Origin of the sequence: Escherichia sp. WS1368 (genome assembly GCF_046487485.1) — a bacterium.
GTDB classification, from domain to species: Bacteria; Pseudomonadota; Gammaproteobacteria; order Enterobacterales; family Enterobacteriaceae; genus Escherichia; species Escherichia coli.
On the sequence record NZ_JBJQJI010000012.1, the window covers coordinates 85,759 to 110,698 of the forward strand.

The window sequence follows — 24,940 nt, forward strand, 5'->3', positions numbered from 1 at the left end:
ATCTAAGGTTATTCAAATGGAATTGAACGACAAACAAATTAAGGATCTGGTGGCGCGACGCCACCCGGAATACGAAAAGAAAAAAGAACATTGGGACTTCCTCGCCAGCACTTACGCTGGCGGGCGTGGTTGGTTTACAGACAATATCTTTCGTTACTTTAAAGAGGGAGATCAGGAGTTTAAGGAGCGAGTTGAGCGTGCTTATCGCTTCAACCACACTCGTGAGGTGGTAAACCTCATCAACAAATATCTCTTTAAAGAAGACATTCATAGAAATATCGAAGAGGCACCAGAGCAGATCCGCAATTTCTGGAAACGTGCGACTCGCCAGAATGCCTCTATTGACTCATTTATGGCCGCTATTGATTTGCAGTCGTCTATTTACGGTCGCATATGGGTTGTTGTCGATAGCACGATGAGTGGTGATGTTGAGTCAGTAGCTGACGAGAAAAAGAAAGATGCTCGCGCCTACGCCTACTGGATTTCACCTCAGCAAATGCTGGATGTGGCATGGGACGACGACGGGAATATGTTGTGGGCGTTAATTGTGGAAGTCGCTCGTGATGACGCAGATCCTTTTACTTCTACAGGTCAGGAATACCAACGTTATCGTCTGTGGACACAAAACGAGTGGTATCTGTTCCGTGAGGAAGTGAAGAAGGGCGCTGGTGGAGCAGGTCGCCGTCAGGCAAAAGTTATTTTAGAGGATAGCGGTGAGCATAATCTCAGCGTAGTTCCTGTGTTTCCTGTTGATTGTATTGGAGAAAGTGAATCACCGTATTTCAGCCCATCGTTGATCGATGATATCGCTTATCTTGATCGTGCGGTTGCAAACTATCTGTCAAACCTTGATGCCATTATTCAGGATCAGACATTTAGCCAGTTGGCTATACCGGTACAGTCGCTTTTACCTGGTGATGAAAACCACACTAAAGTGCTTGAAATGGGCACAAAGCGAGTCTTCACCTACGATTCTGAAGGTGGAAACCAGCCGTTTTATTTGTCACCAGACCCGAAACAAGCTCAGATGATCATCACTACGATTAAGACGGTGATTAACGAAATCTACCATTCAGTTGGTGTCGCTGGTGAGCGAACGAAGCAGGACAACGCACAGGGAATTGATAACTCATCTGGTGCCGCAAAAATGTATGACTTCCAGCGTGTAAATAGCTTGCTTGTCACAAAAGCAGAGCGTCTGGAAAGGGCTGAACGCCAAATCATGCTACTGGTTGCGAAATGGATGGGGGTAGATCTGGACGAAGACCACTCTTTAATTGCGTATCCAGAAAGTTTCGATATTCGTGGCCTTACAGATGAATTTTCTGTTGCCGAGAAACTGTCATTACTTCAGGCACCGGACTCTGTACGTCGTCACCAGATGGAAATGCTTATTGAGAAGATTTTCCCGAACATTACTGAGGCGATGAAAAAGGAATTTGATAAAGATCTCTTGAATTTTCCGCCAAAAAATGATCTAAATACCCTTGAAAATAAGTCAGTACTTACTTATGATCGTGGTGCAGCCCAAGAAAGCGGGCAAGATCAACCCCGAGGGAATGGGGACTCATCTACTCAAGAGAACGAGTGATAAGTAACAAAGGGAATTTTTATGAAACTGTGGCAAATGCTTTTGGCCCGTCGTGGTCTGATGGATGTTGCTGAAGCGCATGAGCGTGGGGGCGCTGGCGGTGTAGCTGCTGATAATGAGCAGAGTACACAAGATCCTGACAAGCAGGGTGAACAAAAAGAGCAGCCGAAGGGTGATGACGAATACGCTGGCATGACTCATGAAGAGTTACTGGCCGAACTTCGCAAAACCAAGAAAGCTGGTGCTGAACTGCTGAAAGAGAACATGAAGCGCAAAGAGAAAGAGCGCACATTGGCCGATCAGCTTGCTCAGTACGGTGAAATCGACCCGGCGCGTGCTCGCCAGCTTTTAGAAGCTGAACAGGCCGCAGAAAACGCACGTCGTGAGGCGGAGCAAGCTGAACTGGAGCGTCGTGGTGAGTTCGATGCTGTTAAAAAACAGATGATCGAAGCACACCAGGCAGAGCTGGCACAGCGTGACGAACGTTATGCAGCACTGGAAAGTGAAAACGCATCACTGAAATCTCAATTAGTCGAGATGACCGTGGGCGCTTCCTTCAGTAACTCTCTCTTCCTACGTGACAAAGTTCTGATGACTCCGGCAAAAGCCCGCGTGATCTACGGTTCTCATTTTGAAGTGGGTGAAGACGGTAGCGTAGTGGGTTATGACAAACCGGCAGGTCATAAAGAACGAGCTGTTCTGGTTGACGGTGAAGGTAAGCCGTTGCCGTTTGAATCCGCGATTGAACGCATTGTGCGGGCAGATCCGGAAGCTGACGCATTGATGCGTAGCGAAGCCAAGCAGGGTGTAGGCTCACATTCCAAATCGACCTACACAATATCCCAACCGAAGAACAAGTCGACTATGGATAAGTTGGCCTCCGGTCTGGGGAAAATTGGACTTAAGTAACATCTAAATCAAAGGGAATTGATAGATGCCATTACTGCGTGAAGAAGCTGAAAAGCTGTCTAACAACGAACTTGAACAGGGCGTGATTGAAACCATCATCGATCGCGATGACCTGTTTGCCATCCTGCCTTTTATGAAAATTACTTCAAAGGCATATCTGTACAACCGTGAAAAAACGCTGAGTGAGGCTACCTTCATCGACGTTAACGACACCATCCCGGAAGGTGCAGCAACCTTCGAAGAATGCGTTGCGAAACTGCGTATTCTGGCTGGTGACGTAGACGTTGATAAATTCCTGGCAACCACTATGGCCGACACCAATAACCAGTTGGCTATTCAGGTTCGTCAGAAAGTTAAAGGTCTGGCTCGTGCGTTCCGTCGCAATCTGATTTTGGGTGACTCCAGCACCAACAACAAAGCGTTTGACGGCATTCCACGCCTGATGCACGCAGATCAGAAGATCGATATCGCCGGTGCATCTATGACTTTCTCTATGTTCGACGAACTGGTCGATGCGGTGAAAGATCTTGGTGCTGACTGCATCATGATGCGTTCAGAGCACCTTCGTGCTTACCGTGCGCTGCTGCGTACAGTAAACGTAGGTCCGTCTGAAATCATGATGGAGAACTTCGGTCGTCCGATGCTGTGTCATAACGGCGTTCCGTTCATCATCAACGACTTCATCCCGACTGATTCTGGCAAAGCAAGCATCTACTGCTTGCATCTGTCAGAAGAGAACGGCGTTACTGGTCTGTATGGCGGCGATAACGCAGGTATCGTTGTTGAAAACATTGGTACTGTACAGAACAAAGACGCAGTACGTACCCGTGTGAAGTGGTACTGCTCTCTGGCGAATAAGCACGATAAGGCTATCGCTGCACTGACCAATGTAAAAATTTAATCAGTGTAGTAGATAAGTAGTTATCTATGTTAAAGGGTGGGCTATACGCCCACCCTTTTTGTAGGAGCGAGAAATGCCAGAACAAAAGATGAAGATTACGGAAGAGGCATTTTCGGATTTTACGGGGCATATGTGCCGTGCCGGATTTACCAATTCTATCTCCGATGAACCTTTAACCGAGCGGCAACAAAGTCAGCTATCTGCTTGTTTGCAGGCGGTTCCCCTCTCCCAATCCGTAAACATAACCCCGGCTTCACCGTCAGTTTTGGTTGGGAAAACTGTTCAACTTAGTGCAGGTATTAGTATGGGTAAGAGTGCCAGTTCATTCACCTGGAAGTCAGCCAATGACCAAATTGCAACCGTTAACGGCACTGGATTAGTAACTGGCGTAGCACCAGGCAAAGTAAAAATTACTGCAACTGATCAGGAAACCCAGCTTTCCGCTTCAGTGGAAGTCACCGTAAATCCGGTAGCCGTTCAATCCGTAACGGTAACGCCAGAATCAACGTCTGTTGAGAAAGGGAAATCAGTCAGTCTGAAAGCGAATGTTCAGCCGTCAAATGCGACGAATAAGGCTGTTACCTGGTCTTCCAAAAATGAAGATAAGGCAACGGTAGACCAGAGCGGGAACGTTACTGGTGTAGAAGTTGGCACTGCGACGATTGAGATCGTTTCCCAAGATGGCAGCAAAAAGGCAACTGCAACGGTGGAAGTAACTGCGCCTGTTGTGGCTGTTACCGGCGTCGAAATCGACCCAAATAGCACAACCGTTGAGGCAAACAAAACTGTTCAGCTGACAGCAAATGTCGAGCCGGCAGGAGCCACAAATAAAACCGTTACTTGGGAATCCAAAAATACCGAGTTTGCAACGGTTGACAGCGAAACCGGTGTTGTAACTGGTGTTGCGGCTGGTACTGCCACAATCGAGGTTACTACCCAAGATGGTAGCCACAAAGCGACAGCAACTGTAGAAGTTACTGCCGCACAGGAATAACCGATATTGGGCGGCTTTCGCCGCCCAAGTGGAGAGAAAGCGTTATGAAACCAGCAAAAATTGTTTTATTAGAACCGCAATTTTCCGGTTATTCGGGAATGCTGTGTGGCGTTCAGTTCGAGAACGGGGTATCCGTAGCGGAGTTGCCTTTTATCGATCAGCAGAGGATTTGTGCTTCAATGCGAGCGTCAACAGTAGAGGGCAAAAATGTTTCTCCGTCTGCCGCATACAGTGATCGTGGTGAATTGACAGCAGACCTGATTACCGAGCCAGCAGCGCCTGACATTGTGCCAATGAAACGTGGGACACCAGATGAACCGGCCAAACAGATCCAGACTTTCACACGAGAAGAGCTGGAGTCAATTGCAGACAACGAAGGTATTGCCGGTCTACGAGTTATTGGTAATCAGGTTGGTGTCAAAGCGAAAGGAATTGTCGAAATGATTGACGGCATCCTGAAAGCACAAGGCGGTGAGTAATGGCGCAGATCGACTCGTATCGTAGCGGTGAAGCTGTTTCTCTTTCATTTGCCTTCAACGTGCTGGATATCGAATCTGCCACCTACACAGTAAAGGACAGCACCGGGGCTATTCTCGTTGATGGCGAGCCGCTAGAAATTACCAGCGGTCAAATGTCGATTCCGGTTGTCGTGTCGGCTGAATATAACCAGCTCTCTGAGAAAGAGCGAGATCTGCGGTACGTCATTGTGAAGGCTGTTGCATCGGGTCTGACGCATGAAGAGCGGCAAATGTATGTTCTGCTGAATAGTTTTGAACTGTCGATACCAGAACAGTCGTTTGCAACTGTCGCTGATGCTCAAATGCAGGCGATCGATATGCTGAATGGGGACACTTTGCTGTCGGATGGTGAAGGCTTAATGCGCAAGCGTCTCATTGAGGCTACCAGACGAATTAAAACTTTACCGTTCTCAATCCGCAAAATTCTACGTATCGACTTTGACCGATACGATCGCCCTCAAAATATGCTGAATGTGTATGACATTCCGTGGGAAGCAGATGGAGCGTACCGGCATGATTTAGTCGATTGGGAAAAGATGACGCAGGAGAAGTTTGAAGAGTTCCCTGACTACTTCAAAGAAGCGTTGATGCTTGCCGTTGTCAACGAAGCGTGTGAGATCGCAAATGGCAATGATGTAGCCGCAGCACGAGAGGATGGCATTTTGTCAGAGTCCATCGGTGAAACAACCAACATGTACCGTACCGGTAAAGCTGCAAACGTGCATGTGGCTCGTAGTACCTGGCGCTTGCTGGTCAGTTACATCAACAACCGTATGATTGTTCGCCGTGCGTAACGCCAGTCGCATTATTTACTTTTGGTCGAAAGGTTTTTTGGCCAGTAATGAGAGCGACCGACAACAACAGGGAGAGAGCATGAATATTTCATGGCAAACAGAAATTGCGATCTACCGCTTTGGCGCAAAGAACGTTTACGGTGAGGCGCAATTACAATTCGTCAGGAAGACGAATGTCGGCGTGGTTAAGTTCGAACAGAGTAATGAGAAATCGTCAGTTCGTGCTGATAGCTCTGGTAGTCGTGGTAAGGCGAGTCTGGAGCTGTTTGATGCTGTGTTAGTTGTCCCTTTAGAAGCGGCTGTACAACTTGATGATGTACTGATCCTTGAAGGTCAAAAATTAAAGGTGTCCAGTGTTCATCGCCGCTGGGGGCTACGAGGAAGACCTGGGCATCTTGAAGTAGGGGCGAATATATGGGTCTGAAATACGATGCGCATCAGTTCAAACGTGCGGGGAATAGACTCAACAACAGCCAGAAAGCATTTAAGCGATATCTTATTCGGGACATGGAAAAGCTGGCGCGTTTGGTTGAGCGCCTCAGCCGTGCAATGGCCCCGCTGGAAACCGGATCTCTGGAGACAGCCATCTTTGCCAGGGTGATTAAAGAAGGTTATTCAGGGCTGCGTATTGAGCTTTCTGTGTCTGGAGCAAAACCACGTCAGGGGCATCCGGGCGTAGAAGTAGGTGACTATGCTAAGTACATGGAGCTGGGTAAATACCGACTCGGTTATCTTTCTCGAATGAAGAACGTGACAAACCCACCAATTGCCGGTGTTAAACCCCGTGTTGGGCCACACTTTCTGGAAAGAGCGGTGGAAATTAGCGAGAAGCAGTTCTCAGAAGCGATTCTTGAGGCTGCCAGAAAAGCCGGATTTACGAGAGGTTAATGTGTTTATTGAAGCGTTTGCAAGTTTGATGCAGAAGGCAAAGATTGGCACGGTCGGGACTGACATTTTCTGTCACTACTTGCCTGCCAATGTGAAATCTGGCGTCCTGCTTATTAACCCAAATACCGGTATCAGCATCGATCATGAGCTACAGGGCTTTTATCACGAATCATTCACAATCATTGTGCGTGGTTCGTCAATTACTACGACGGTTGAGAAAGCCAATAAAATCATTGAGATGTTTCCAGTAGAGGAAACGGAATCTGGTGGTGTTTATTTTCGACTGGTACGACCGATTGCGATGCCAATCATTTATCCCAAAAATGATGGAGCATTAATAGAAGCAGGCATTCCTGTTGAATTTGCTGGCTATTTATTGAATTAAGTTAATCGGTAAGTATATACTTACTATTAGCGCAATGAATGCGTAGAATTAACGGAAAAAGGAGTTTTCCATCAATGTCTAATACCCATGTAAAAAACATCAAACTTGGTGCCTGTAAGGTGTCGTTTGGTGGTGTGGATTTGGGTTACACCAAAGGTGGTGTTCAGGTTGAAGTAGCCACTGAAACGCTGAAAGTCACTGTCGACCAGCACGGGCAGACAATTATGTCCGAGCTGGTGCAGGGTCGTAACATTACCATTACTGCGCCGCTGGCCGAGTCTGTGTTGAAAAATATGGTCGATCTGATGCCGGGGTCTACTCTGAACGAAGACGACAACGCTGTGACCATCACTTCCGCACAGGGTGTCAACCTGATCGACGTAGCCAAAGAGCTGGTTCTGACTCCGCAGGACACTACCGACTACGTTCTGACCATCCCGAAAGCTGCGACCGCAGGTAACTTCACCATGACTTACCAGTCTGATGATGTTCGTGTGTTCTCTGTTCAGTTCAGTGCGTACCCTGATGACGAAGGCGTTCTGGGAAGAATGAGCGGCCCTAAACCGGTAAAAACCGTGTCGATCAAACCGGAATCTCCAACCGTAAAAGCTGGAGAAACTGTGCAACTGACAGCCGAAATCACTCCAGCTGATGCCGCAGACAAAACCGGTGTTTGGGAATCCGAAGACCAGGAAAAGGCCACGGTAGATCAAACGGGTCTTGTGCGCGGTGTGGCGCAGGGTACTGCAAACATCTCCTTCACCAGCAATAGCGGTTCTAAGAAGGCTACTAAGTCAGTAACGATTAACTCCGCAGATTAATCAGTAACTAAGCAGAGGCTCAGGATGAGCCTCTCTTTTAAAAGGATTTAAACCAATGACCAAATTACTCGATCTCGATTCCATTCTGCCTCCGAAGAAAAGCATCAAATTTGGCGGTCAGGAATATCCCATCGTTGAAATGACGGTAGGTTTGTTCGTTTCCATCAAGCAGATGGAAGGCAAAGATCTCATGAACATGTCTCCTGTTGAGCAAGTGACAGCTTATGCAGATCTGGTTCGTAAGGTTATCCCTTCAGTGCCTGATGAAGTTCTTGAAAAACTGACTGTTCCGCAACTCCAGCAGATCTTCACCTTCGCTATGGAAGTGATTGATGAAGAAAACGAAAAAGCGGCTGGCGAAGGGGCAAAGTAATTTCCCGCGATGAATCCGGGACAAGGACCGTCTCAATAGATCTCGGATTCTATTTCAGTCGTGTAGTTGCTCACTACGCCGTGTCGCCATTAGAGCTACTGAACGTTCCTCTCACGATGTTCTGGATGCTCAGTCGCAATATAGACCGTCTGCGTGCGGAAGAGGATGTCCGCAACTTACAAGTCGCTCGTGCGTCCCAGGCGGATGGCGAGGCTGTGAAGGCGTTCATGGAGGGTTTGCAACTCAGGATTGGAAGACCAGTCGTAACAGATAAAGTCTACGATCCAAGCCAGGATAAGGCAGACCCTGACGCCAAAGAGCAACTGATGCAAATATTTGGCAGAGGATGACAAGGGAATGTCACAAAACGTAGAGTTTATCCTGTCGCTGGAAGACAAACAGTTTACAGCGTCAATCGATCGTGCGGGGAAACTGCTTACTCGATTTGGTGAGCAGGTAACAAAGCCTGCTCAAAAAATCCAAACCTTTGAACGCTCTTTGGGTTCGGTCGCCCGTATCATTGGCGTTCTGGAAAGCAAGCTCGATTCTACAGCAGATAAACTACAGGATGTAGCTGCCGGTTTTGAGCTTGCTTCAGATGCTACGCGTAAAATGCGTGGCAACATCACCAGCCTCAATTCTGGTCTTAAAGCCCTGATTGAGCGCGTCGATACGACAACTTCTTCAGTAGATAAACTCACCGCGTCATTACGTAAAGTGCAATCAGAGCTAAATGATTTCTCTGATTGGGCGACCTATGCAAGCAAAAGCGCAAGCCGCTTTGGTACGGAGGTCAAAGAAGCCTCTGCGTCCGTGAGTGGCATGAATACGCGCCTTAATACCACGACGAAGCGACTCAGTAATTGGGGTGTCACAACGAGTCAGGCTGCCGAGGGACTGAAAAAGGTTCGTGAGCAGATGGACGAAGTTATCGGACGTCAGCAACTGATTAGCAAGCCGGTACGCGTTCGTACATCTGGAAGTGGCGATGGTGGTAGCGGGCGGCGTAGCGGCGCTTCTGGCCATAGCGGTAAAAGTAACGAAGGAGGTATGTTCTCTGGCCTTCGTGGCAACATTTTCCTGCTTGGCGAGATCGGAGATGCAGCCAGAACGGTTACTGACATCATGTTTGGGTGGCAGAAGCCTATTGTTGAAGCTGCGGCCGAAATGGAACGTATGCGGGTGATGCTTCGAGGGTTGAATAAGGAGAAGTCCAACCCTGGCCAGGCTGCCGCTGATGATATGAAGTACATCGTAGACATGGCGCAAAATGCGCCGTTCGCGATGCAGGCGTTAACAGATTCCTTCGTGAAGTTTCGTTCTGCTGGCTTAGATCCAACCGATGGTTCTCTGAAGGCGCTGGTGGACTCCGTTGCTCGTTTTGGTGGTGATAGTGAGCTGTTGAAACGTGCGGCTGTGGCCGTTCAGCAGATGTCCGGTAAGGGCGTTGTGTCAATGGAAGAGCTACGTCAGCAATTAGGTGAAGCCGTTCCTAACGCGATGCAGGCAATGGCAGACGCCGCAGGCATCACTATGGGGGAACTGACTAAAGCCGTTGCCAGCGGTACGGTTGAGGCAAAACAGGCGTTGTCTCTGATGTTTGTTGGTCTGCGTGCGGAGAATGAGAACGCAGCGAAAGACATGATGCAAACCTACACAGGTGCGCTGGCGCAACTTCAGACGTCATTCACGTTATTTGCTGATCGGGTTGGTCAGGCCGGATATCTGGATTCTCTATCGAAGGGGATGAAAGAACTGGCTTCAATCATGAATAGCGCCGAAGGGATTTCGTTTGCCAATTCTTTAGGCTCGGGGTTAACGACGGCAATTGATGGGTTGCGTCAGCTTGCTCAATGGTTAGCAAAGAACCAAGAGCTGGTAATTAATCTCGGTAAGGTCGTGGCCGCGATGGTTGCGTTCAAACTGATGCGAGCAGGGATCATGGGGGTAGTTGGCGCAGGCAGCCAGATGGTTAGCACCTTTGCCACGATGGCGACCGCCATACAGACTCCATTTAACCTCGGCGCTACAGCAGTAACCCGATTCAATCGTGCGGCACGTATGGGGCTGGCTCCGATCCCCTCTCTTATTTTCGCCATCCGTGGGGCGATTACGGGGCTTAAAGGCGCTTTTGCTGGATTAACGGCGTTCATTGCAGCAAACCCTATAGGGGCAGCATTTACAGTTGCCACTGTAGCTGTTGCTGGCCTAATCACGTACATGACCATGCTCCGCAGCGAAACTTCAAAGGTCGTTGACGAGATTAGGAAAATACCAGAGGCGATGACGGCGGCCAAACGTGCACAAATGGCCGACCGCGCAGAAAAGCTCGAAAAGCAGATTCTTGCTGATCAACGAGCATTAAAAACTGGTGAGGGTGTTAATTACGTATCTAACTCTGCCGGTGTTATTACTCACAAAGAGTCGAAGGCTGACATCGAAGCACGCCTGAAAAAAAATCAGGAAGAGTATCAAAAGATAACCGGCACGATAGCTCTTGGTGACGGCGCTGTAGCAAAGCGTTTGGCTAAAGAGGCTGCCGAATCTCAGATTGAGAAAATTCGAGCGGAAAACCAGATTTTCGCGGCAACATTCGTGAAAGCCCGGCAGGAGGCTCTGGATAAGATCCAGAAAATCAATGATGACGGTTCACTTTCAGATGACGAAAAGAACAAGCTATTGGCACCGTTACGTGAAACGGTAAACAAAAGCTATCTGGAGCCTGCGCAAAAACTGGTTGATTCACTTTCTTCTCGTAAGAATGCGACCGAGAAGCAAATCGCGACTCTTAATGATCAGCTTGAAAAAGCCAAAAAGGATGGCAATACCGAGCAAATCCAGAAACTGCAAGGCAGTATTCGTGGTTATCAGGAGCATTTGGAAGCCGTTGCTCAGGAACTTACTCAGGCAGAGTTCGAGAGAGATAACGCGGCCAAAACTGGTAAGGGCGTAATGTCAAACCAGGGGACTGTTCTTGGGTTAGGTACAACTGATAAAGCTGCTCAGAAGGCGTTGGCGCAATATATGCGAAACCAGATGGATTCTGCGACTTATCAGCGTACTTTGCCTGACGGCACTCCGATGATGGACTTCGAAGGTAAGCCGATTATTGGGCCTAAACAACTCAAGACGCAGCTTAATTTGCAGAAAGCATCCAGCGCCAGCTCTCTGGAGAAAATGAGCGATGAAGAGCGTGCCGCAGCCATTGCTGCACTAACTAAAGCTCGTGAACAGGATGCAGCAGCTGCCGAGAAAGCAGCCCAACGATCAGCTAACGCCTCGCAGCGTGCGGCCAAGAAGGAACAGGCAGCGCAACAGAAACTGGCAGCCGGATACCAGAAGGCTCTGGACAAAGCCGATCAGCTTATGGGGCAAATGGGTGAAAGCTCTAAGGCTACGGTATCGTTTGATCAGTCTCTTCGCGATACAACGAAATCGCTGACAGATTTGGCTAATGCGGTTCCTAACGAGTTCATCACTCAAGAGATGATCGACAAGGCGAAAAAACGTCTTGAAGACCTCAAAAATGCGACACCTGAATATCGTGAGATGTTTAATCGCCGCAATGTTGAGCAGATGATCTCCACTTGGGCACCGGAGGCGGATTCCATTATTAGTGCTGGCTATACGCCGTCTCGCGAAGAGAAAGTTGCCGATTTCGAAGACACCTACAACCGCAATCTCAAAGCGTTGATAGAACTTCGTGATAAGGCGTCTGATCCTAAAGTTGTGGCGCTTTATACAAAGAAAATCAATCAACTGATTGCTGCTGGCAATACCGCGCTTATTAAAGAGACGGGGACTGCGACGCAGAAGTTGGCACTGGAATACGAAAACTTGGCAGAGCAGATCGAAAGCACCTGGACTGATTTGTTTAGTGGCTTAACTGATGTCCTGACTGATTTCGTTATTAACGGGAAGATGAGCTTCTCCAGCCTATCTCAGTCCATTTTGAAAGATATCACCAATATGGTCGTGAAGTCGCAAATCACGCTGCCTCTAATGAACATGTTGGGGATGGGAACCACCGCAGCTGGTAGTTCACAGAGTGGCAATTTGCTCACTGGAGTTGCTTCTGCCGTTGCCAATCAAGGTGTACGAATGGGCAACACTGTTAATGGCGACAAGTCGGTAGGAGAAGCCACGAAGGAGACGTCCAGTTCGGTAACTGGATTGGGGCAAACAACACAGCAGACCACCAGCGCAATTGGCACAGCAACAAATGCGATTGGTAGCTGGGTATCGGGGCTATTTGATAGCACCGAAGCCAAAGATGCTGAGACAAAAGCAGTGAAGGACTCCATCTTCTCGATGCAGAACCTCAGCTCTGTTACCGGCGCTCTGTCTGCCGCGTTTGCAATGCTTGGAGCTAATGCTTCCGGCTCTGGTAATAAGTGGTTGAATTTCGGCGCGACAGTTGCATCTGGTTTGGTTTCAGTATGGGCTGGTGGTGGATTCGATGGATTGATGTCCGGTTCTTCTGGCTCAACTTCCGGGTTCAACAATCTGACCAGTTCTGCTGCCGATGGCACGAATGGTATTCCTGCAATTCCGAAGTTTGCAAATGGTGGCATATTCGGAAAAGACGGCGTGATCCCGCTCCGGGCATACCAGAAAGGCGGTATCGCCAACTCACCTCAATTGGCGTTGTTTGGGGAAGGCGATATGAATGAGGCGTATGTTCCATTGCCTGATGGTCGAACAATCCCTGTAACGCTCAGTACCGATGGTATGAGTGGAGGAGGAAATGTTCTTTCTCCGGTATCAATTGAGATCAACGTCCATAGTGACGGTAGCACAACTGAATCCGGCGATACAGAAAGCATATGGAACAATGCCGCTCAACGGATGAAAGCAATCGCGCTTGAGACTATCGCTCAAGAGAAACGCCCTGGCGGATCTCTCAACCCAAACACTCAACGTAACTAACTATCGACTGCCCCGACCGGGGCAGTCTCACAAGGATGTGAGATGGAAAGACAAACGTTTAATTGGTATCCAGATTACGAATCTGAAAAAAGCGTAAAACCGAATGTAACGGTACTTAATTTTGGTGATGACTACGAGCAGCGACAGGCTCAAGGTCTTAATCGTATTAAAGAAGAATGGTCGTTAACCTTTACCAGATCATACAACGAAATTAATGCAATCGATGACTTCCTGACTGAGCGATCAGGCGTTGAATCGTTCTATTGGGTTAATCCAAGAGGCAAGCAGATTGTAGTTGTATGTGACAGTCATACGGTCAAGCGATATCAGGGGTACTGTGTCTTAACTGCTACATTCAGACAAGTATTTGAGGCTTAAGTATCTGGATAAGTAAGTACTAATTTACTATCATTGTGGCGCTGACAGGATGTTAGCGCCTACTTATTTCAAGGATGAAACAATGGGAATTAAAGCTGATATTCAGAGCTTATCTCCCTCTGCACTCATTGAGTTGTTCGTACTGGATATGTCGAACACAACTTCAGGGGGGAAGCTATTCTTCCACGCCGGAACAAACGAACTGATGCAACCGGTCGTCTGGCAAGGAGTGACATACGAGCCGTGGCCAATAAAAGCATCAGGCTTTGACAAAACGGGCCAGGGAACGTTGCCACGTCCAAAAATTCAGGTATCGAACTTTGCCGGAACCGTCTCTGCGGAAGTTCAGGCGAACGACGATCTTGTTGGCTGCCGCATTATTCGCAAGATGACGCTGGCTCGCTTCCTCGATGCCGTTAATTTTAAAGACGGCAACCCAACAGCAGATCCAAACCAACATTTCCCGGATGAAATGTGGTTTATCGAACAGAAAACTCTCGAAACTCATCAGGTTGTCGAGTTTGAATTGTCCAGTGTGTTCGATTTGATGGGGGTGCAACTGCCGTATCGTCAGATCATTAAAAACACCTGCCCGTGGAAATACCGAGGGCCAGAATGCGGCTATACCGGTCCATATTTCGACAAAAATAACCAGCAGACGTCTATGTCTGGTGCGGATTACTGCACAAAACGTTATGACGCCTGTAATGCGCGTCGGAATTATTTTGCCGACGGTGTGATCCATTTTGGCGGATTTATTGGAGCTACGCGGTATGGGTAATAAAGCAATCCCTGAGCTTGGCTCTGACGTTATGCAGCAAATCTATCTCTGCGCCATAAATCGCTACCCTAATGAAGCGTGTGGCTTTCTGGTTAGAACTAATGGCGACAAATATCGCTTTATGGAAGCGCGGAATGTTTCGGAGAACCCGCAGAACACTTTTGTAATGCACGTTGACGACATTATGGCGGCAGAGGATGCGGGTGATGTTATCGCAATCTGGCATTCACATACTGATGAATCAGCAGAAGCATCTGATGCCGATCGTGCAGGCTGCGAAGCGACGGAAGTTCCGTGGATGATTCTGGCTATTCGCAAGAATGTTGAGGGAGATGCCCCTTTCCATTTTAGCGAGATGAATGTGATCACACCTGATGGTTTCGAAATGCCATACCTGGGCAGACCGTATGTATTTGGCGTATTTGATTGCTGGATGTTGTGTCGGGACTATTTGAAGCGTGAGTTTAACGTCGAACTAAACCCGAACGCACACCTGCATATTCCATCGTGGTACACCGGCGATAACGACATTCTCGATCAGAACTACCGTAACGAGGGATTGGTGCGTCTTGCGCCCGGAACAGAGCCTCAACGTGGGGACGTATTCTTTATCCAATACGGGAAAATGCCTGACCACTGCGCGGTTTATATCGGCGATGGAATGATTCTTCATCACCAGATCGACCGCCTAAGTTGTCGTGCTTATTACGGCGGAATGTATCAGAAACATACGACGCATCACTTGCGTCACAGAGACTTGCTCAAGGGAGATGAGACGTGTCTGAGTTAGTTCATGTGCAGCTTGGCGGCCCTATGGCCAAACATTTTGGCCGCCACTGGCATCTAAAGGTGCGTAATACAAAACAGGCTCTGGATTTAATTGAGGCCAACAAGCCTGGGTTTAAAGCATGGATGAAGCGCAATATCAAAACCTATGACAGATACCACATCCAGATCACCAATAAACAGGGCCACAAGTGGTCTGTGGACGAGAGTGAATATCAGATGATGGGGCAGTCTGACAATATTGCAAAAATCCGCATTACCCCTGTTCCGCGAGGAAGTGGTGGATCTGCTTTTGGATGGTTTCAGACGGTTGTTGGAGCAGTATTAATGGTTGCCTCGATATGGGTGCCCGCTCTTGCGCCTCTCGGTTTGTCACTGATGATGGGCGGTATAGCGCAAATCATATCTCCGCAAGCCACTAACGAAAGTGTGAGGCAGGCGGATAACTCGAACTCTTATTACTTTGATGGACCTCAAAACACAACAAACCAGGGGAACCCTGTACAGCTTATCTATGGCGAGGAAATTTTAGTTGGCTCACAGGTCGTGAGTTCTTCTATCACCATCGACCAGCTTATGTAATCAAGGATTTTTTGGACATGGAACAGTTCAAGAAGAAAAAATTACCGCTTCTTATTGCCGGTGCTGGTGGCAAGAAAAGTAAAAGCTCCAGCCGTACCCCGGTTGAAGCTGATGATACTGTCAATTCTCGTGCTATGGCAGCCATCCTCGACCTTCTTGGCGAGGGGGTTATCGGTGGCCTGGTAAATGGCGCAAAGTCGATCTTCATCGACGATTTACCGATCTTGAATGAAGATGGCTCTTCCAACTTCAGCGGTATTACATGGGATTTTCGTGACGGCTCACAAGACCAGACGCCAATGGCTGGTTTTGATTTTGTCGAAACGCCTAAGTCCGTAAATATTCAGCTTAAAAAAACACACGACGTTACGGTTTCAATCGATAACGATGAAGCTGATCGCGTTCGTGTCATCATGAAATTCCCCTCTTTACGTAGCGTTGATAAAAGCTCTGGCGATACAAATGGCACTACGGTGAAGTACAAATTCCAGATCGCCAACGGAGACGCAACATTTTCTGATGTAGTGGCAGAAGGTGAGAAAAGCGTTGATATCACGCTAACGGCAAAGAAAACCGGCGTGTATTACCGTAGCTATGAGCTGAAACTACCTAAGCCTGGTCGTGCATACAAGGTTAGGGTGATTCGTCTTACAGATGATAACAGTAGCCAGTACCTCTACAACGACACATGGGTTGATTCCATAGGTGAGATTGTCGACACGCCAATGAACTACCCTAACTCTGCTCTTGTTGGCTTGAAGGTCAATTCAGAGCAGTTTGGTAGCACAATGCCTTCCCGTTCGTATTTGGTGCGCGGTATCAAAATCCGAGTACCGTCAAACTACAACGAATACACCAATACTTATGTCGGCGTATGGGACGGTACTTTTAAGCTGTTGTCTTCTTCAAACCCTGCGTGGATTCTCTACGATTTGCTTACCAATACTCGGTATGGTCTTGGGCAATTTGTGTCGGAATCCATGATTGACCTCGGCCAGCTCTACCAGATTGGTCGATATTGTGACGAAGAGGTCGATGATGGCTTTGGGGGTAAAGAGAAACGCTTTGCAATCAATACGCAGATCACCAGTCGACAAGACGCATACCGATTAATTCAGGATATTGCCGGTGCATTCCGCGGCATGGTGTTTTGGGCTGGTGGCATGGTTAACATCATGCAGGATAGCCCATCAGATCCAGTAATGATGTTTACCAACTCCAACGTCAAAGATGGACTGTTTACCTATAAAGGTTCTGCGCGTAAAGATCGCCCATCCGTTGCGCTCGTAACCTACAACAACAAGGAGGACGGTTATAAGCAAAACATCGAGTACGTTGAAGATCAGGACGCAATGCGCCGTTATGGTGAGCGTAAAACAGAAGTCGTAGCATTTGGATGTACAAGCCGAGGCCAGGCTCACCGAGTTGGTTTGTGGCTTTTGTATACCGCCAGAATGGAGTCGGATGTAATTACATTTACTGCCGGCTTAGACGCCTCATTTCTGATGCCCGGTGAAACCGTTCTGATTCAGAACAAATATCGTGCAGGTAAACGTAACTCCGGTCGAATTGTGGAGTTTACCAAAAACAGCATCACTCTCGATGCGCCTGTGTCGTTAGCTAAAAGCGGCAGCTTTATTCGGATATTGAATCAGGAAGGCAAAATCGTTGAGCGCGATGTTCTTGAAACTGGCGAAAACATAACAAAGGTTACGTTTTCAAAAGCTCTGTCGTCAGCGGAAACGCCTGTTTTGAACGGTGTCTGGACAATTATAGAACCAGATCTCGAACCTATGCGCGTTCGCATCGTTAACATCGCTCAGGGGGAAACGTCGGGTAGCTTTGACATCACCGCTGTTGAAAACAATCCGTCTAAATATGAGGCGATCGACAATGGTGCAACGCTTATCCCGCAGAATACGACGGTATTGGACCCGACTTACTCCAAGCCGTCTAATTTGCAAATCACTGAAGGGACTTACCTCTCAAGCCCGGGCAACCTGTCAGTAAAACTGACTGCAACATGGGAAGGGAAATCTCCAGAGTATTGGATCAGTTGGCGACGTTCTGATGAAAACAATGTATCGAACTGGCAATCGGCGCGTGTAACCGAAGAACAATACGAAATCGTTAATGTCGCGGAGAATGGACGCTACGACTTCCAACTGTATGCGGTTTCATTCAACGGTAAAAAAACAGAAATTATCAGTACCGTTTATCAGGTGCTGGGCACAATGACACCGCCGGATGCACCAACGTCATTAACGGCCGTTGGAGACTATCGTAATGTGATACTGAATTGGGTTAATCCAGATTCGGTAGACCTTGATCACATTAATGTTTACGCATCCCAGACCAACAATCTGGATACGGCGAAACTGATCGCAGAGTCTGCAAGCACCACCTTTACACATGCTGGTCTTGGGGATAGCGAAACGTGGTATTACTGGGTTCGAGCATCGAACAAGCGAGGTATGTTAAGCCCTCCGAACTCAAACTTGGGTACAGAGGCGACAACTCGCGATGTACTGTCGTTCCTGGCTGGCAAAATTACATCTTCCGAGCTTGGTCAGGCTCTGCTTGAGGACATCAACAGCAAAGCCTCTCAAGAAGCAGTTGACGAGTTAAATGAGCATATCAACCAGAGCGTCGAATCTTTGGAGGGGTCGGTAAACGACGTTAAGGAAGATATAGCTGAATTAGATAAGCAGTTCAGCGATAACCTCGCGGGTTTTGAAATAAAATTCAACGAGCGTAGCGATGCTTTGGAGAACGCACAAACCGAGCTTAAAGGTGAGGTTTCGGCAACGATCGACAAGGTCAATGAAGCGTTTGAAAAAATTGATGCTACTGATGCTGCAATTGTTGAAATCGAAAACACCGTATCTGAACACGATAAAGCTCTCGCTAATACAGTCGAGGCAATAAAGGCTGCAAGAGATGAAGCGGCGGCTCTTATTGCTAAGGAAAGCGAGGCTCGTGTTGAAGGCGATGCTGCAAACGCTAAACAACTGGAAGTGTTGCAGTCAACGGTAGAGGAAAGCTCCGCTGCCGTTGAAGAAATGAAAAAGACGGTTGCAGAGGTCGATCGTGCCAGTGCAGAACTGACTACGAACATTGAGGCGTTAGCCAAAACAAATATTGACCTAGCTCTTCGTCAAGATGAAGACCAGCACAAGCAGATGGTCAATAACGCGAAGATCGCAACAACACAGAAAACCTTTGCTGATGATATGTCTGCAATGGCCACGAAGGTTGAGGAAATTCGCGTAGAAATTGGCGAAGACATTAAGGCCAGTATTCTGGAAGAGTCCACCGCTCGTGCCGATGGCGATGAAGCGTTGGCAAAGCGTGTCACTCAGCTGCAATCTAAGTTTGAAGGAGATATCAGCGCGGCGATTAGTACAGAGCAGGAGGCTCGCACATCTGCCGATGAAGCTCTGACGACACAGATCACTCAGCTTGAGTCGAAAGTAAGCAACGATATCGTCGCAGCTATTAAGGAAGAGCAAGAAGCCCGAGCAACGGAAGATTCGGCTCTGGCAAGCCAGATCACCCAACTTCAGGCAAAGGTTGATGATGATATTTCTGCTGCAATACGTAGTGAGCAGGAGGCCCGAGCAAGCGGGGACTCTGCGTTAGCCAAACAAATAAACCAGCTTCAGTCAAAGGTTGACGGTGATATATCCGCTGCCATCACTCAGGAGCAGGAGGCCAGAGCAAGTGCTGACCAGGCGCTCTCACGAGAAATTAACAGCCTGCGAGCACAAACCGGAACTGATATTGCCGCAGCGGTTGCTGTAGAGACAAAGGCAAGGACTGATGCCGATAGTGCATTGTCCACTCAGATTTCGTCTCTTACAGCAAAAGCTAATGATCTCGAGGCATCTCTTGCCAGAGAAACAACGGCTCGTGCTGATGGTGATACCGCTTTAACAAAAGAGGTTTCAAGTTTAAAAGCACAGACAGCGAAAGATATTAGTGCGGCCGTTGCAGTTGAAACGCAGGCTCGAACTGATGCTGACTCGGCGTTGTCGTCTCAGATCACCAAGCTGACCTCTCAATACAAAGAGGATATTAAAGCGGCTGTAGCAACCGAAACGAAAACGCGTACAGAGCAAGATGCTGCATTGGCGACTCAAATCACAAACTTAGAGTCTCAAACGGCAGCCAACATTTCCGCGGCGGTAACAACTGAAACGACAGCGAGAACGCAGGCAGATAATGCTCTGAGTGGGCGAATCGATACTCTGAAAGCAGAGGTGGATGGAAATACCGCGACAATTCAACAGCAGGCAACAGCTATTGCTGATACCAACAAAAAAGTGTCAACCGCGTGGACGTTGAAAATGGAAACTTCAACGAGCGGAGGGCAGAAGTATGTTGCTGGTATTGCGCTTGGTATCGACACCACTGGCCTTTCTCAGTTTTTGGTGCAGGCTGACAGGTTTGGTTTGGTCAACTCTGTTAACGGGAAGATCACCACGCCATTTGTTATCGAAAACAGTATCGCCTATATGAATGGTGCGTATATCAAGGATGGCACAATCACCAATGCAAAAGTAGGCGATCTGCAATCTACCAATTTTGTTAGCGGTAGATCTGGATGGCGGTTCGGCAAAAATGGAACGCTTGAGATCAACGGTAATAGCGGGGGTAATGGGCGACTGGTCATAAATGGTCAGCGGATTGACGTTTATGACGATAACAACGTCCTACGAGTAAGAATTGGCCTTCTGTAATGTAGAAAAAAATATTTATATCGGTAAAAATAAGTAGGTACATACTTAATGGTGGGCAAGGATAGCCCACCAAATCAAGGAGCATATTCAACATGTGGTACAGGGAAGGTACTATCACATTTACACAGGGCAGCAATACTCTGGTTGGGGCAGGGACAGCCTGGAACGTAACAGCTAATGGTGTGTTGCCGGGGATGATCGTCATTGGCCCCGACAATAAGCTGTATGAGATCAAGCGCGTAACCAGTGATACGAACATTGTTCTCTCAGAACCTTATACCGGCGAAACTCAGTCTGAAGTTCCGTGCCGAATCATTACGACCTATGAAGGCGACTTAACACAGTTTAGCGCGCGCTTTACAGCACTAATGTCGCGTATGTCGGCTGATTCCAAGTCCATGCGCAGTTGGTTGACTGCTCTGGATGAGGTGACAATCGAGCGTGAAGACGGTTCAGAAGTAACCGTTAAGCCGCTAATGCAGATCGTCAACGAGCACAACGAAAACGTTGAGTGGTATAAAAATAACACTGACGCGATTGATGCTGCTGGCGACAAAGCTCGTGAGGCGGCGGCCAGTGCTGCCGCAGCAGCAGAAAGCGCCAATACCGCTGGAGAAAAAGCCTCTCAAGCGTCTCAAAGTGCATCCGCTGCGGCATCCTCACAAAGTGCCGCAAGTGCGAGTGCAACTGCTGCGAAAAAATCTGAAACGAATGCCGCAGCGTCACAACAATCAGCAGCCACTTCTGCATCCACCGCGACCACGAAAGCGTCAGAAGCTGCCACCTCAGCCCGGGATGCGGCGGCCTCAAAAGAGGCAGCGAAATCATCAGAAACGAACGCATCCTCGAGCGCCAGTAGCGCAGCTTCCTCGGCAACGGCGGCAGGAAATTCCGCGAAGGCGGCAAAAACGTCCGAGACGAACGCCAGGTCTTCTGAAACGGCAGCGGGACAGAGCGCCTCGGCTGCAGCAGGCTCAAAAACAGCGGCTGCGTCGTCTGCCAGTGCCGCGTCAACAAGTGCCGGGCAGGCCTCAGCCAGTGCCACAGCCGCCGGAAAATCGGCAGAAAGTGCCGCATCGTCTGCTTCAACAGCCACAACGAAGGCTGGCGAAGCCACTGAACAGGCCAGCGCAGCAGCGAGGTCTGCTTCCGCAGCGAAGACATCCGAAACGAACGCGAAAGCGTCGGAAACCCGTGCAGAATCCTCAAAAACGGCAGCCGCATCGTCCGCCAGTTCGGCAGCGTCATCGGCATCATCTGCGTCTGCTTCAAAAGATGAGGCGACCAGACAGGCGTCAGCAGCGAAGGGCAGCGCCACGACGGCATCCACGAAAGCAACAGAGGCGGCAGGCAGTGCGACGGCAGCATCTCAGAGCAAAACTGCTGCTGAATCCGCTGCGACCCGTGCGGAAGCTGCTGCTGATCGTGCTGAAGAGATTGCCGGTGCAGTTGCGATGGAAGACGCAAGCCTTACAACTAAAGGTGTTGTGAAACTTAGCAGTGCTGTCGACAGCACCAGTGAATCGCTGGCCGCAACGCCAAAAGCAGTTAAAGCAGCCAATGACAATGCGAATAGCAGGGTGCCATCTAACCGAAAAGTTAACGGTAAAGCACTGACTGCGGATATCACATTAACGCCGAAAGATATTGGTACTTTAAATTCAGTAACGATGTCTTTCTCTGGCGGGGCAGGGTGGTTCAAACTGGCTACGGTTACCATGCCACAAGCGAGTTCCATCGTTTACATCGCATTGATTGGTGGCGCTGGTTACAACGTCGGCTCCCCACATCAGGCAGGCATTTCAGAACTGGTTCTACGAGCAGGCAATGGAAACCCCAAAGGGATTACAGGTGCTTTGTGGAAGCGTACAGCTGTCGGATTAACGAATTTCGCCTGGATCAACACATCCGGCGATACATATGATATTTACGTTGAGATTGGCAATTATGCGACTCGTGTAAATATCCATTGGGATTGTACTGCAAATGCGACAGTTTCTATTTATACATCGCCAACATATTCAGCTAGTAAGCCTTCCAGCGTTACCGATGGTGTTGTTTATACGATGTATAGCACACATCAGAAACCGACGCCGTTAGATATTGGAGCACTGCCAACAACCGGAGGAACAGTTTCAGGTCCGTTGTCTGTTACTGGTGGGATCACCGGAACATTAAATGGTAATGCAAGTACAGCAACGAAATTGCAGACGGCAAGATCTATCGGTGGAGTTGGTTTCGACGGTTCTGCAAATATCAACCTTCCAGGTGTAAATACTACGGGTAATCAGAACACCACTGGTAATGCTGCAACTGCTACAAAACTTCAGACGGCAAGAACTATCGGCGGCGTGAGCTTTGATGGTACTGCGAATATTAATTTGCCAGGTGTTAATACGACTGGTAATCAGAATACAACGGGCAACGCGGCTACTGCTACGAAGTTGCAGACTGCGCGTACTATCAATGGGGTGTCGTTTGACGGCTCGGCAAATATTTCCTTGTCGCCAGCAAATATAGGTTGCCCGGCATCTCCTACTGGTTGGTTAACTACAGGAAGTAATGGCGGAGCAATAACAACAGCACAGTTAGTGACGTTATTGCAAAATAATGGAGCATTTAACACAAAGTCATGGATTGCTCGATGTGCGTGGGCCTATGCCAATAGTGCAACCATACCAAATAGTGAAACTGGTTGTGGCGTTATTCCATTGGCAGGAGCTGTTATAGAGGTATTTAATAACGGTAGTAGCTCAAACAATTATACGATCCGTATAACAACGGCCACAACGACGAGTGTCTCTGGTGCTCTCACTAATGCGGAGTTTATCTATGTATTTAATGGCACAGATTATTCTCCGGGATGGCGAAGAGTATATAACACGAAAAACAAACCAACAGCCTCTGATGTCGGTGCATTACCTCTTACCGGTGGTACATTATCTGGAGGTTTGACATCTTCTGGCGAGATCATTTCAAAATATGCAAATGGTTTCCGCATTGCTTACGGTAGCTTTGGGTTCTTTATCCGTAATGATGGATCGAACACATATTTCATGCTAACAGCATCAGGAGACACATTAGGTTCATGGAACGGTTTGCGACCTATTACAATTAATAATACCAGCGGTGCTGTATCAATTGGTAATGGACTAAATGTGACTGGTGGCGTAAATGGTAGTTTGAACGGTAATGCTTCAACAGCTACGAAGTTGCAAACAGCGAGAAACATCAATGGTGTTAAGTTTGATGGCTCAGGCGATATCAACATTAATACATTGGTATCTCGTGGCCGAGTTACGGCGTTAAGCGGCTCTACTCAAGGCACTGCTGGCATTCAAATGTACGAGGCGTACAACAATAGCTACCCGACCATGTATGGCAACGTATTGCACATGAAAGGTGCGAGTGCTGCTGGTGAGGGAGAGTTGCTTATTGGCTGGAGTGGTACGAGCGGTGCACATGCGCCAGTTTTCATTCGCTCACGAAGAGATAACACAGGTGCGGCATGGTCAGCGTGGGCGCAGGTATATACCGCTAAGGATTCAATCCCTGGTGTGAATACAACTGGTAATCAGAACACTACTGGTAATGCCGCAACCGCCACAAAATTGCAGACAGCAAGGAAAATTGCTGGTGTGGCGTTTGATGGCTCTGCCGATATAACTTTGACTGCGGCTAACCTTAATGCTTACACGAAAACAGAGGTAACAAACCTTCTAAGTTCCTATGCAAGCAGATCATCACTGACAGGCTATAGTGGCAACCTGGATATTATTGCTGAAACACTGGTTGTCAAATCAGGCGGTAGTGGAGGGTTTGCTATATGGGATATTGGCACAACTACTAGCGGTGCCAATATGTACATTGATCCAAACCCAGGTATCAATACAGTTTGGCGTTCAACCTCTTCAAGGCGCTATAAAAAGGATATTGAAACATTACAAGATCGATATGCTGATGAACTTTTGTCATTAAGACCTGTTTGGTATCGTTCAATTTGTCGAGGTGACCGAAAGGATTGGGGGTATTACGGCCTTATTGCTGAAGAGGTTGGTGAGATTGCCCCGCAATATGTCCATTGGCGTGAACCAACAAATAATGATTCTCCAGAAGATATTTCCTCAAATGGTATGGTCGCTGAAGGAGTGATGTATGAGCGTTTGGTTGTACCACTCATTCATCATATTCAGCAATTGACCAAAAGGGTTGAGGAGCTTGAAACGAAGTTAAATTCACCTAAAGAATAAACAACTTCAATCGGGGCTGGAACTAAACCAGCCCCTGCTTAAAAGTATAAGGATATATTTATGAGCTATGGTGCACAGGTTTGGTCGCCATCAAGACAGGAGATGGTCGATGCGTTGGCCCCTGTTTATTACCTCGATTATTTTACTCCCTCTGGTTCAGGAAGTAGAACATATGAGGTTGAGGCGGGATTGGGAATCGACTATTACATAATGGACGTAACCAATGGAAAATACACAAGTCTTACGGTTTCTGGAAATACCATTTCGTGGTCTGGAGCTAGTGGTAATTTAAACATATTGGTTTTTCAAAAATAATGT

Annotated in this window: 20 protein-coding genes; all 20 read left to right on the forward strand. The window is 48.1% G+C overall.

The annotated features are described in order from the left end of the window. Nucleotides 1-16 precede the first annotated feature (16 nt). The 20 genes from ACJHYD_RS18560 to ACJHYD_RS18655 all read left to right on the forward strand — a co-directional run bounded on the left by ACJHYD_RS18560 (nt 17) and on the right by ACJHYD_RS18655 (nt 24,937). The gene (locus ACJHYD_RS18560; RefSeq protein ID WP_032328871.1) at nt 17-1,591 is read left to right on the forward strand and encodes a phage portal protein; all 1,575 of its coding nucleotides are present in this window, start codon (nt 17-19) and stop codon (nt 1,589-1,591) included. A gap of 21 nt (nt 1,592-1,612) precedes the next feature. Further along, nucleotides 1,613-2,500, forward strand: coding sequence for a DUF6651 domain-containing protein (locus tag ACJHYD_RS18565; RefSeq protein WP_032328870.1), 888 nt, complete (start codon nt 1,613-1,615; stop codon nt 2,498-2,500). Nucleotides 2,501-2,525: 25 nt separating this feature from the next. After that, nucleotides 2,526-3,401 carry a major capsid protein gene (locus ACJHYD_RS18570; RefSeq protein WP_032328869.1) on the forward strand — a complete coding sequence of 292 codons (876 nt, stop codon included), beginning with the start codon at nt 2,526-2,528 and terminating at the stop codon, nt 3,399-3,401. Between the two features lie 73 nt (nt 3,402-3,474). Beyond that, nucleotides 3,475-4,395: an Ig domain-containing protein gene (locus ACJHYD_RS18575; protein ID WP_001717194.1), complete on the forward strand. Its 921-nt coding sequence runs from the start codon at nt 3,475-3,477 to the stop codon at nt 4,393-4,395. A 44-nt stretch (nt 4,396-4,439) separates the two neighbouring features. Next, nucleotides 4,440-4,874: a hypothetical protein gene (locus tag ACJHYD_RS18580; RefSeq protein ID WP_000801186.1), complete on the forward strand. Its 435-nt coding sequence runs from the start codon at nt 4,440-4,442 to the stop codon at nt 4,872-4,874. Next, nucleotides 4,874-5,707 carry a hypothetical protein gene (locus ACJHYD_RS18585; RefSeq protein WP_032328868.1) on the forward strand — a complete coding sequence of 278 codons (834 nt, stop codon included), beginning with the start codon at nt 4,874-4,876 and terminating at the stop codon, nt 5,705-5,707. Before ACJHYD_RS18580 ends, ACJHYD_RS18585 begins: the two co-directional genes overlap by 1 nt. A 79-nt stretch (nt 5,708-5,786) precedes the next feature. Beyond that, nucleotides 5,787-6,131, forward strand: a complete 345-nt coding sequence (locus ACJHYD_RS18590) for a hypothetical protein (RefSeq protein ID WP_001027663.1) — start codon at nt 5,787-5,789, stop codon at nt 6,129-6,131. Further along, nucleotides 6,122-6,595, forward strand: coding sequence for a hypothetical protein (locus tag ACJHYD_RS18595; protein ID WP_000523628.1), 474 nt, complete (start codon nt 6,122-6,124; stop codon nt 6,593-6,595). The genes ACJHYD_RS18590 and ACJHYD_RS18595 overlap by 10 nt, the downstream gene beginning before the upstream one ends. Before the next feature lies 1 nt (nt 6,596). After that, entirely contained in the window at nt 6,597-6,980 is a 384-nt protein-coding gene (locus tag ACJHYD_RS18600) for a minor capsid protein (RefSeq protein WP_032328867.1), read from the forward strand. A gap of 74 nt (nt 6,981-7,054) precedes the next feature. After that, entirely contained in the window at nt 7,055-7,801 is a 747-nt protein-coding gene (locus ACJHYD_RS18605; protein WP_032328866.1) for an Ig-like domain-containing protein, read from the forward strand. A gap of 55 nt (nt 7,802-7,856) precedes the next feature. Next, nucleotides 7,857-8,174 carry a hypothetical protein gene (locus tag ACJHYD_RS18610; RefSeq protein ID WP_000163861.1) on the forward strand — a complete coding sequence of 106 codons (318 nt, stop codon included), beginning with the start codon at nt 7,857-7,859 and terminating at the stop codon, nt 8,172-8,174. Between the two features lie 125 nt (nt 8,175-8,299). Then, nucleotides 8,300-8,524 (forward strand): hypothetical protein, encoded by a 225-nt coding sequence (locus ACJHYD_RS18615; protein ID WP_000952686.1) that lies wholly within the window; start codon nt 8,300-8,302, stop codon nt 8,522-8,524. Nucleotides 8,525-8,531: 7 nt separating this feature from the next. Continuing rightward, nucleotides 8,532-13,103 (forward strand): tape measure protein, encoded by a 4,572-nt coding sequence (locus ACJHYD_RS18620; protein ID WP_032328865.1) that lies wholly within the window; start codon nt 8,532-8,534, stop codon nt 13,101-13,103. 42 nt (nt 13,104-13,145) lie between these two features. Next, nucleotides 13,146-13,481 carry a phage tail protein gene (locus ACJHYD_RS18625; RefSeq protein ID WP_000442113.1) on the forward strand — a complete coding sequence of 112 codons (336 nt, stop codon included), beginning with the start codon at nt 13,146-13,148 and terminating at the stop codon, nt 13,479-13,481. Nucleotides 13,482-13,563: 82 nt separating this feature from the next. Then, entirely contained in the window at nt 13,564-14,262 is a 699-nt protein-coding gene (locus tag ACJHYD_RS18630) for a phage minor tail protein L (protein ID WP_000511445.1), read from the forward strand. Further along, nucleotides 14,255-15,052 carry a C40 family peptidase gene (locus tag ACJHYD_RS18635; RefSeq protein WP_001405045.1) on the forward strand — a complete coding sequence of 266 codons (798 nt, stop codon included), beginning with the start codon at nt 14,255-14,257 and terminating at the stop codon, nt 15,050-15,052. The genes ACJHYD_RS18630 and ACJHYD_RS18635 overlap by 8 nt, the downstream gene beginning before the upstream one ends. Further along, nucleotides 15,040-15,630: a tail assembly protein gene (locus tag ACJHYD_RS18640; protein ID WP_001293196.1), complete on the forward strand. Its 591-nt coding sequence runs from the start codon at nt 15,040-15,042 to the stop codon at nt 15,628-15,630. Before ACJHYD_RS18635 ends, ACJHYD_RS18640 begins: the two co-directional genes overlap by 13 nt. Before the next feature lie 17 nt (nt 15,631-15,647). Continuing rightward, complete coding sequence (locus ACJHYD_RS18645; protein ID WP_410228827.1) at nt 15,648-20,372, forward strand: phage tail protein; 4,725 nt, start codon at nt 15,648-15,650, stop codon at nt 20,370-20,372. Nucleotides 20,373-20,848: 476 nt separating this feature from the next. Next, the gene (locus ACJHYD_RS18650; protein WP_404852823.1) at nt 20,849-24,622 is read left to right on the forward strand and encodes a tail fiber domain-containing protein; all 3,774 of its coding nucleotides are present in this window, start codon (nt 20,849-20,851) and stop codon (nt 24,620-24,622) included. 60 nt (nt 24,623-24,682) lie between these two features. Then, the gene (locus tag ACJHYD_RS18655; protein ID WP_000120168.1) at nt 24,683-24,937 is read left to right on the forward strand and encodes a hypothetical protein; all 255 of its coding nucleotides are present in this window, start codon (nt 24,683-24,685) and stop codon (nt 24,935-24,937) included. Nucleotides 24,938-24,940 lie beyond the last annotated feature (3 nt).

What these genes read in the sequence shown, in the direction of transcription:
- ACJHYD_RS18560 (WP_032328871.1), top strand. Translation starts at nt 17, where the DNA reads ATGGAATTGAACGACAAACAAATTAAGGATCTGGTGGCGCGACGCCAC.
- ACJHYD_RS18565 (WP_032328870.1), top strand. Translation starts at nt 1,613, where the DNA reads ATGAAACTGTGGCAAATGCTTTTGGCCCGTCGTGGTCTGATGGATGTT.
- ACJHYD_RS18570 (WP_032328869.1), top strand. Translation starts at nt 2,526, where the DNA reads ATGCCATTACTGCGTGAAGAAGCTGAAAAGCTGTCTAACAACGAACTT.
- ACJHYD_RS18575 (WP_001717194.1), top strand. Translation starts at nt 3,475, where the DNA reads ATGCCAGAACAAAAGATGAAGATTACGGAAGAGGCATTTTCGGATTTT.
- ACJHYD_RS18580 (WP_000801186.1), top strand. Translation starts at nt 4,440, where the DNA reads ATGAAACCAGCAAAAATTGTTTTATTAGAACCGCAATTTTCCGGTTAT.
- ACJHYD_RS18585 (WP_032328868.1), top strand. Translation starts at nt 4,874, where the DNA reads ATGGCGCAGATCGACTCGTATCGTAGCGGTGAAGCTGTTTCTCTTTCA.
- ACJHYD_RS18590 (WP_001027663.1), top strand. Translation starts at nt 5,787, where the DNA reads ATGAATATTTCATGGCAAACAGAAATTGCGATCTACCGCTTTGGCGCA.
- ACJHYD_RS18595 (WP_000523628.1), top strand. Translation starts at nt 6,122, where the DNA reads ATGGGTCTGAAATACGATGCGCATCAGTTCAAACGTGCGGGGAATAGA.
- ACJHYD_RS18605 (WP_032328866.1), top strand. Translation starts at nt 7,055, where the DNA reads ATGTCTAATACCCATGTAAAAAACATCAAACTTGGTGCCTGTAAGGTG.
- ACJHYD_RS18610 (WP_000163861.1), top strand. Translation starts at nt 7,857, where the DNA reads ATGACCAAATTACTCGATCTCGATTCCATTCTGCCTCCGAAGAAAAGC.
- ACJHYD_RS18615 (WP_000952686.1), top strand. Translation starts at nt 8,300, where the DNA reads ATGCTCAGTCGCAATATAGACCGTCTGCGTGCGGAAGAGGATGTCCGC.
- ACJHYD_RS18620 (WP_032328865.1), top strand. Translation starts at nt 8,532, where the DNA reads ATGTCACAAAACGTAGAGTTTATCCTGTCGCTGGAAGACAAACAGTTT.
- ACJHYD_RS18625 (WP_000442113.1), top strand. Translation starts at nt 13,146, where the DNA reads ATGGAAAGACAAACGTTTAATTGGTATCCAGATTACGAATCTGAAAAA.
- ACJHYD_RS18630 (WP_000511445.1), top strand. Translation starts at nt 13,564, where the DNA reads ATGGGAATTAAAGCTGATATTCAGAGCTTATCTCCCTCTGCACTCATT.
- ACJHYD_RS18635 (WP_001405045.1), top strand. Translation starts at nt 14,255, where the DNA reads ATGGGTAATAAAGCAATCCCTGAGCTTGGCTCTGACGTTATGCAGCAA.
- ACJHYD_RS18645 (WP_410228827.1), top strand. Translation starts at nt 15,648, where the DNA reads ATGGAACAGTTCAAGAAGAAAAAATTACCGCTTCTTATTGCCGGTGCT.
- ACJHYD_RS18650 (WP_404852823.1), top strand. Translation starts at nt 20,849, where the DNA reads ATGCAGATCGTCAACGAGCACAACGAAAACGTTGAGTGGTATAAAAAT.
- ACJHYD_RS18655 (WP_000120168.1), top strand. Translation starts at nt 24,683, where the DNA reads ATGAGCTATGGTGCACAGGTTTGGTCGCCATCAAGACAGGAGATGGTC.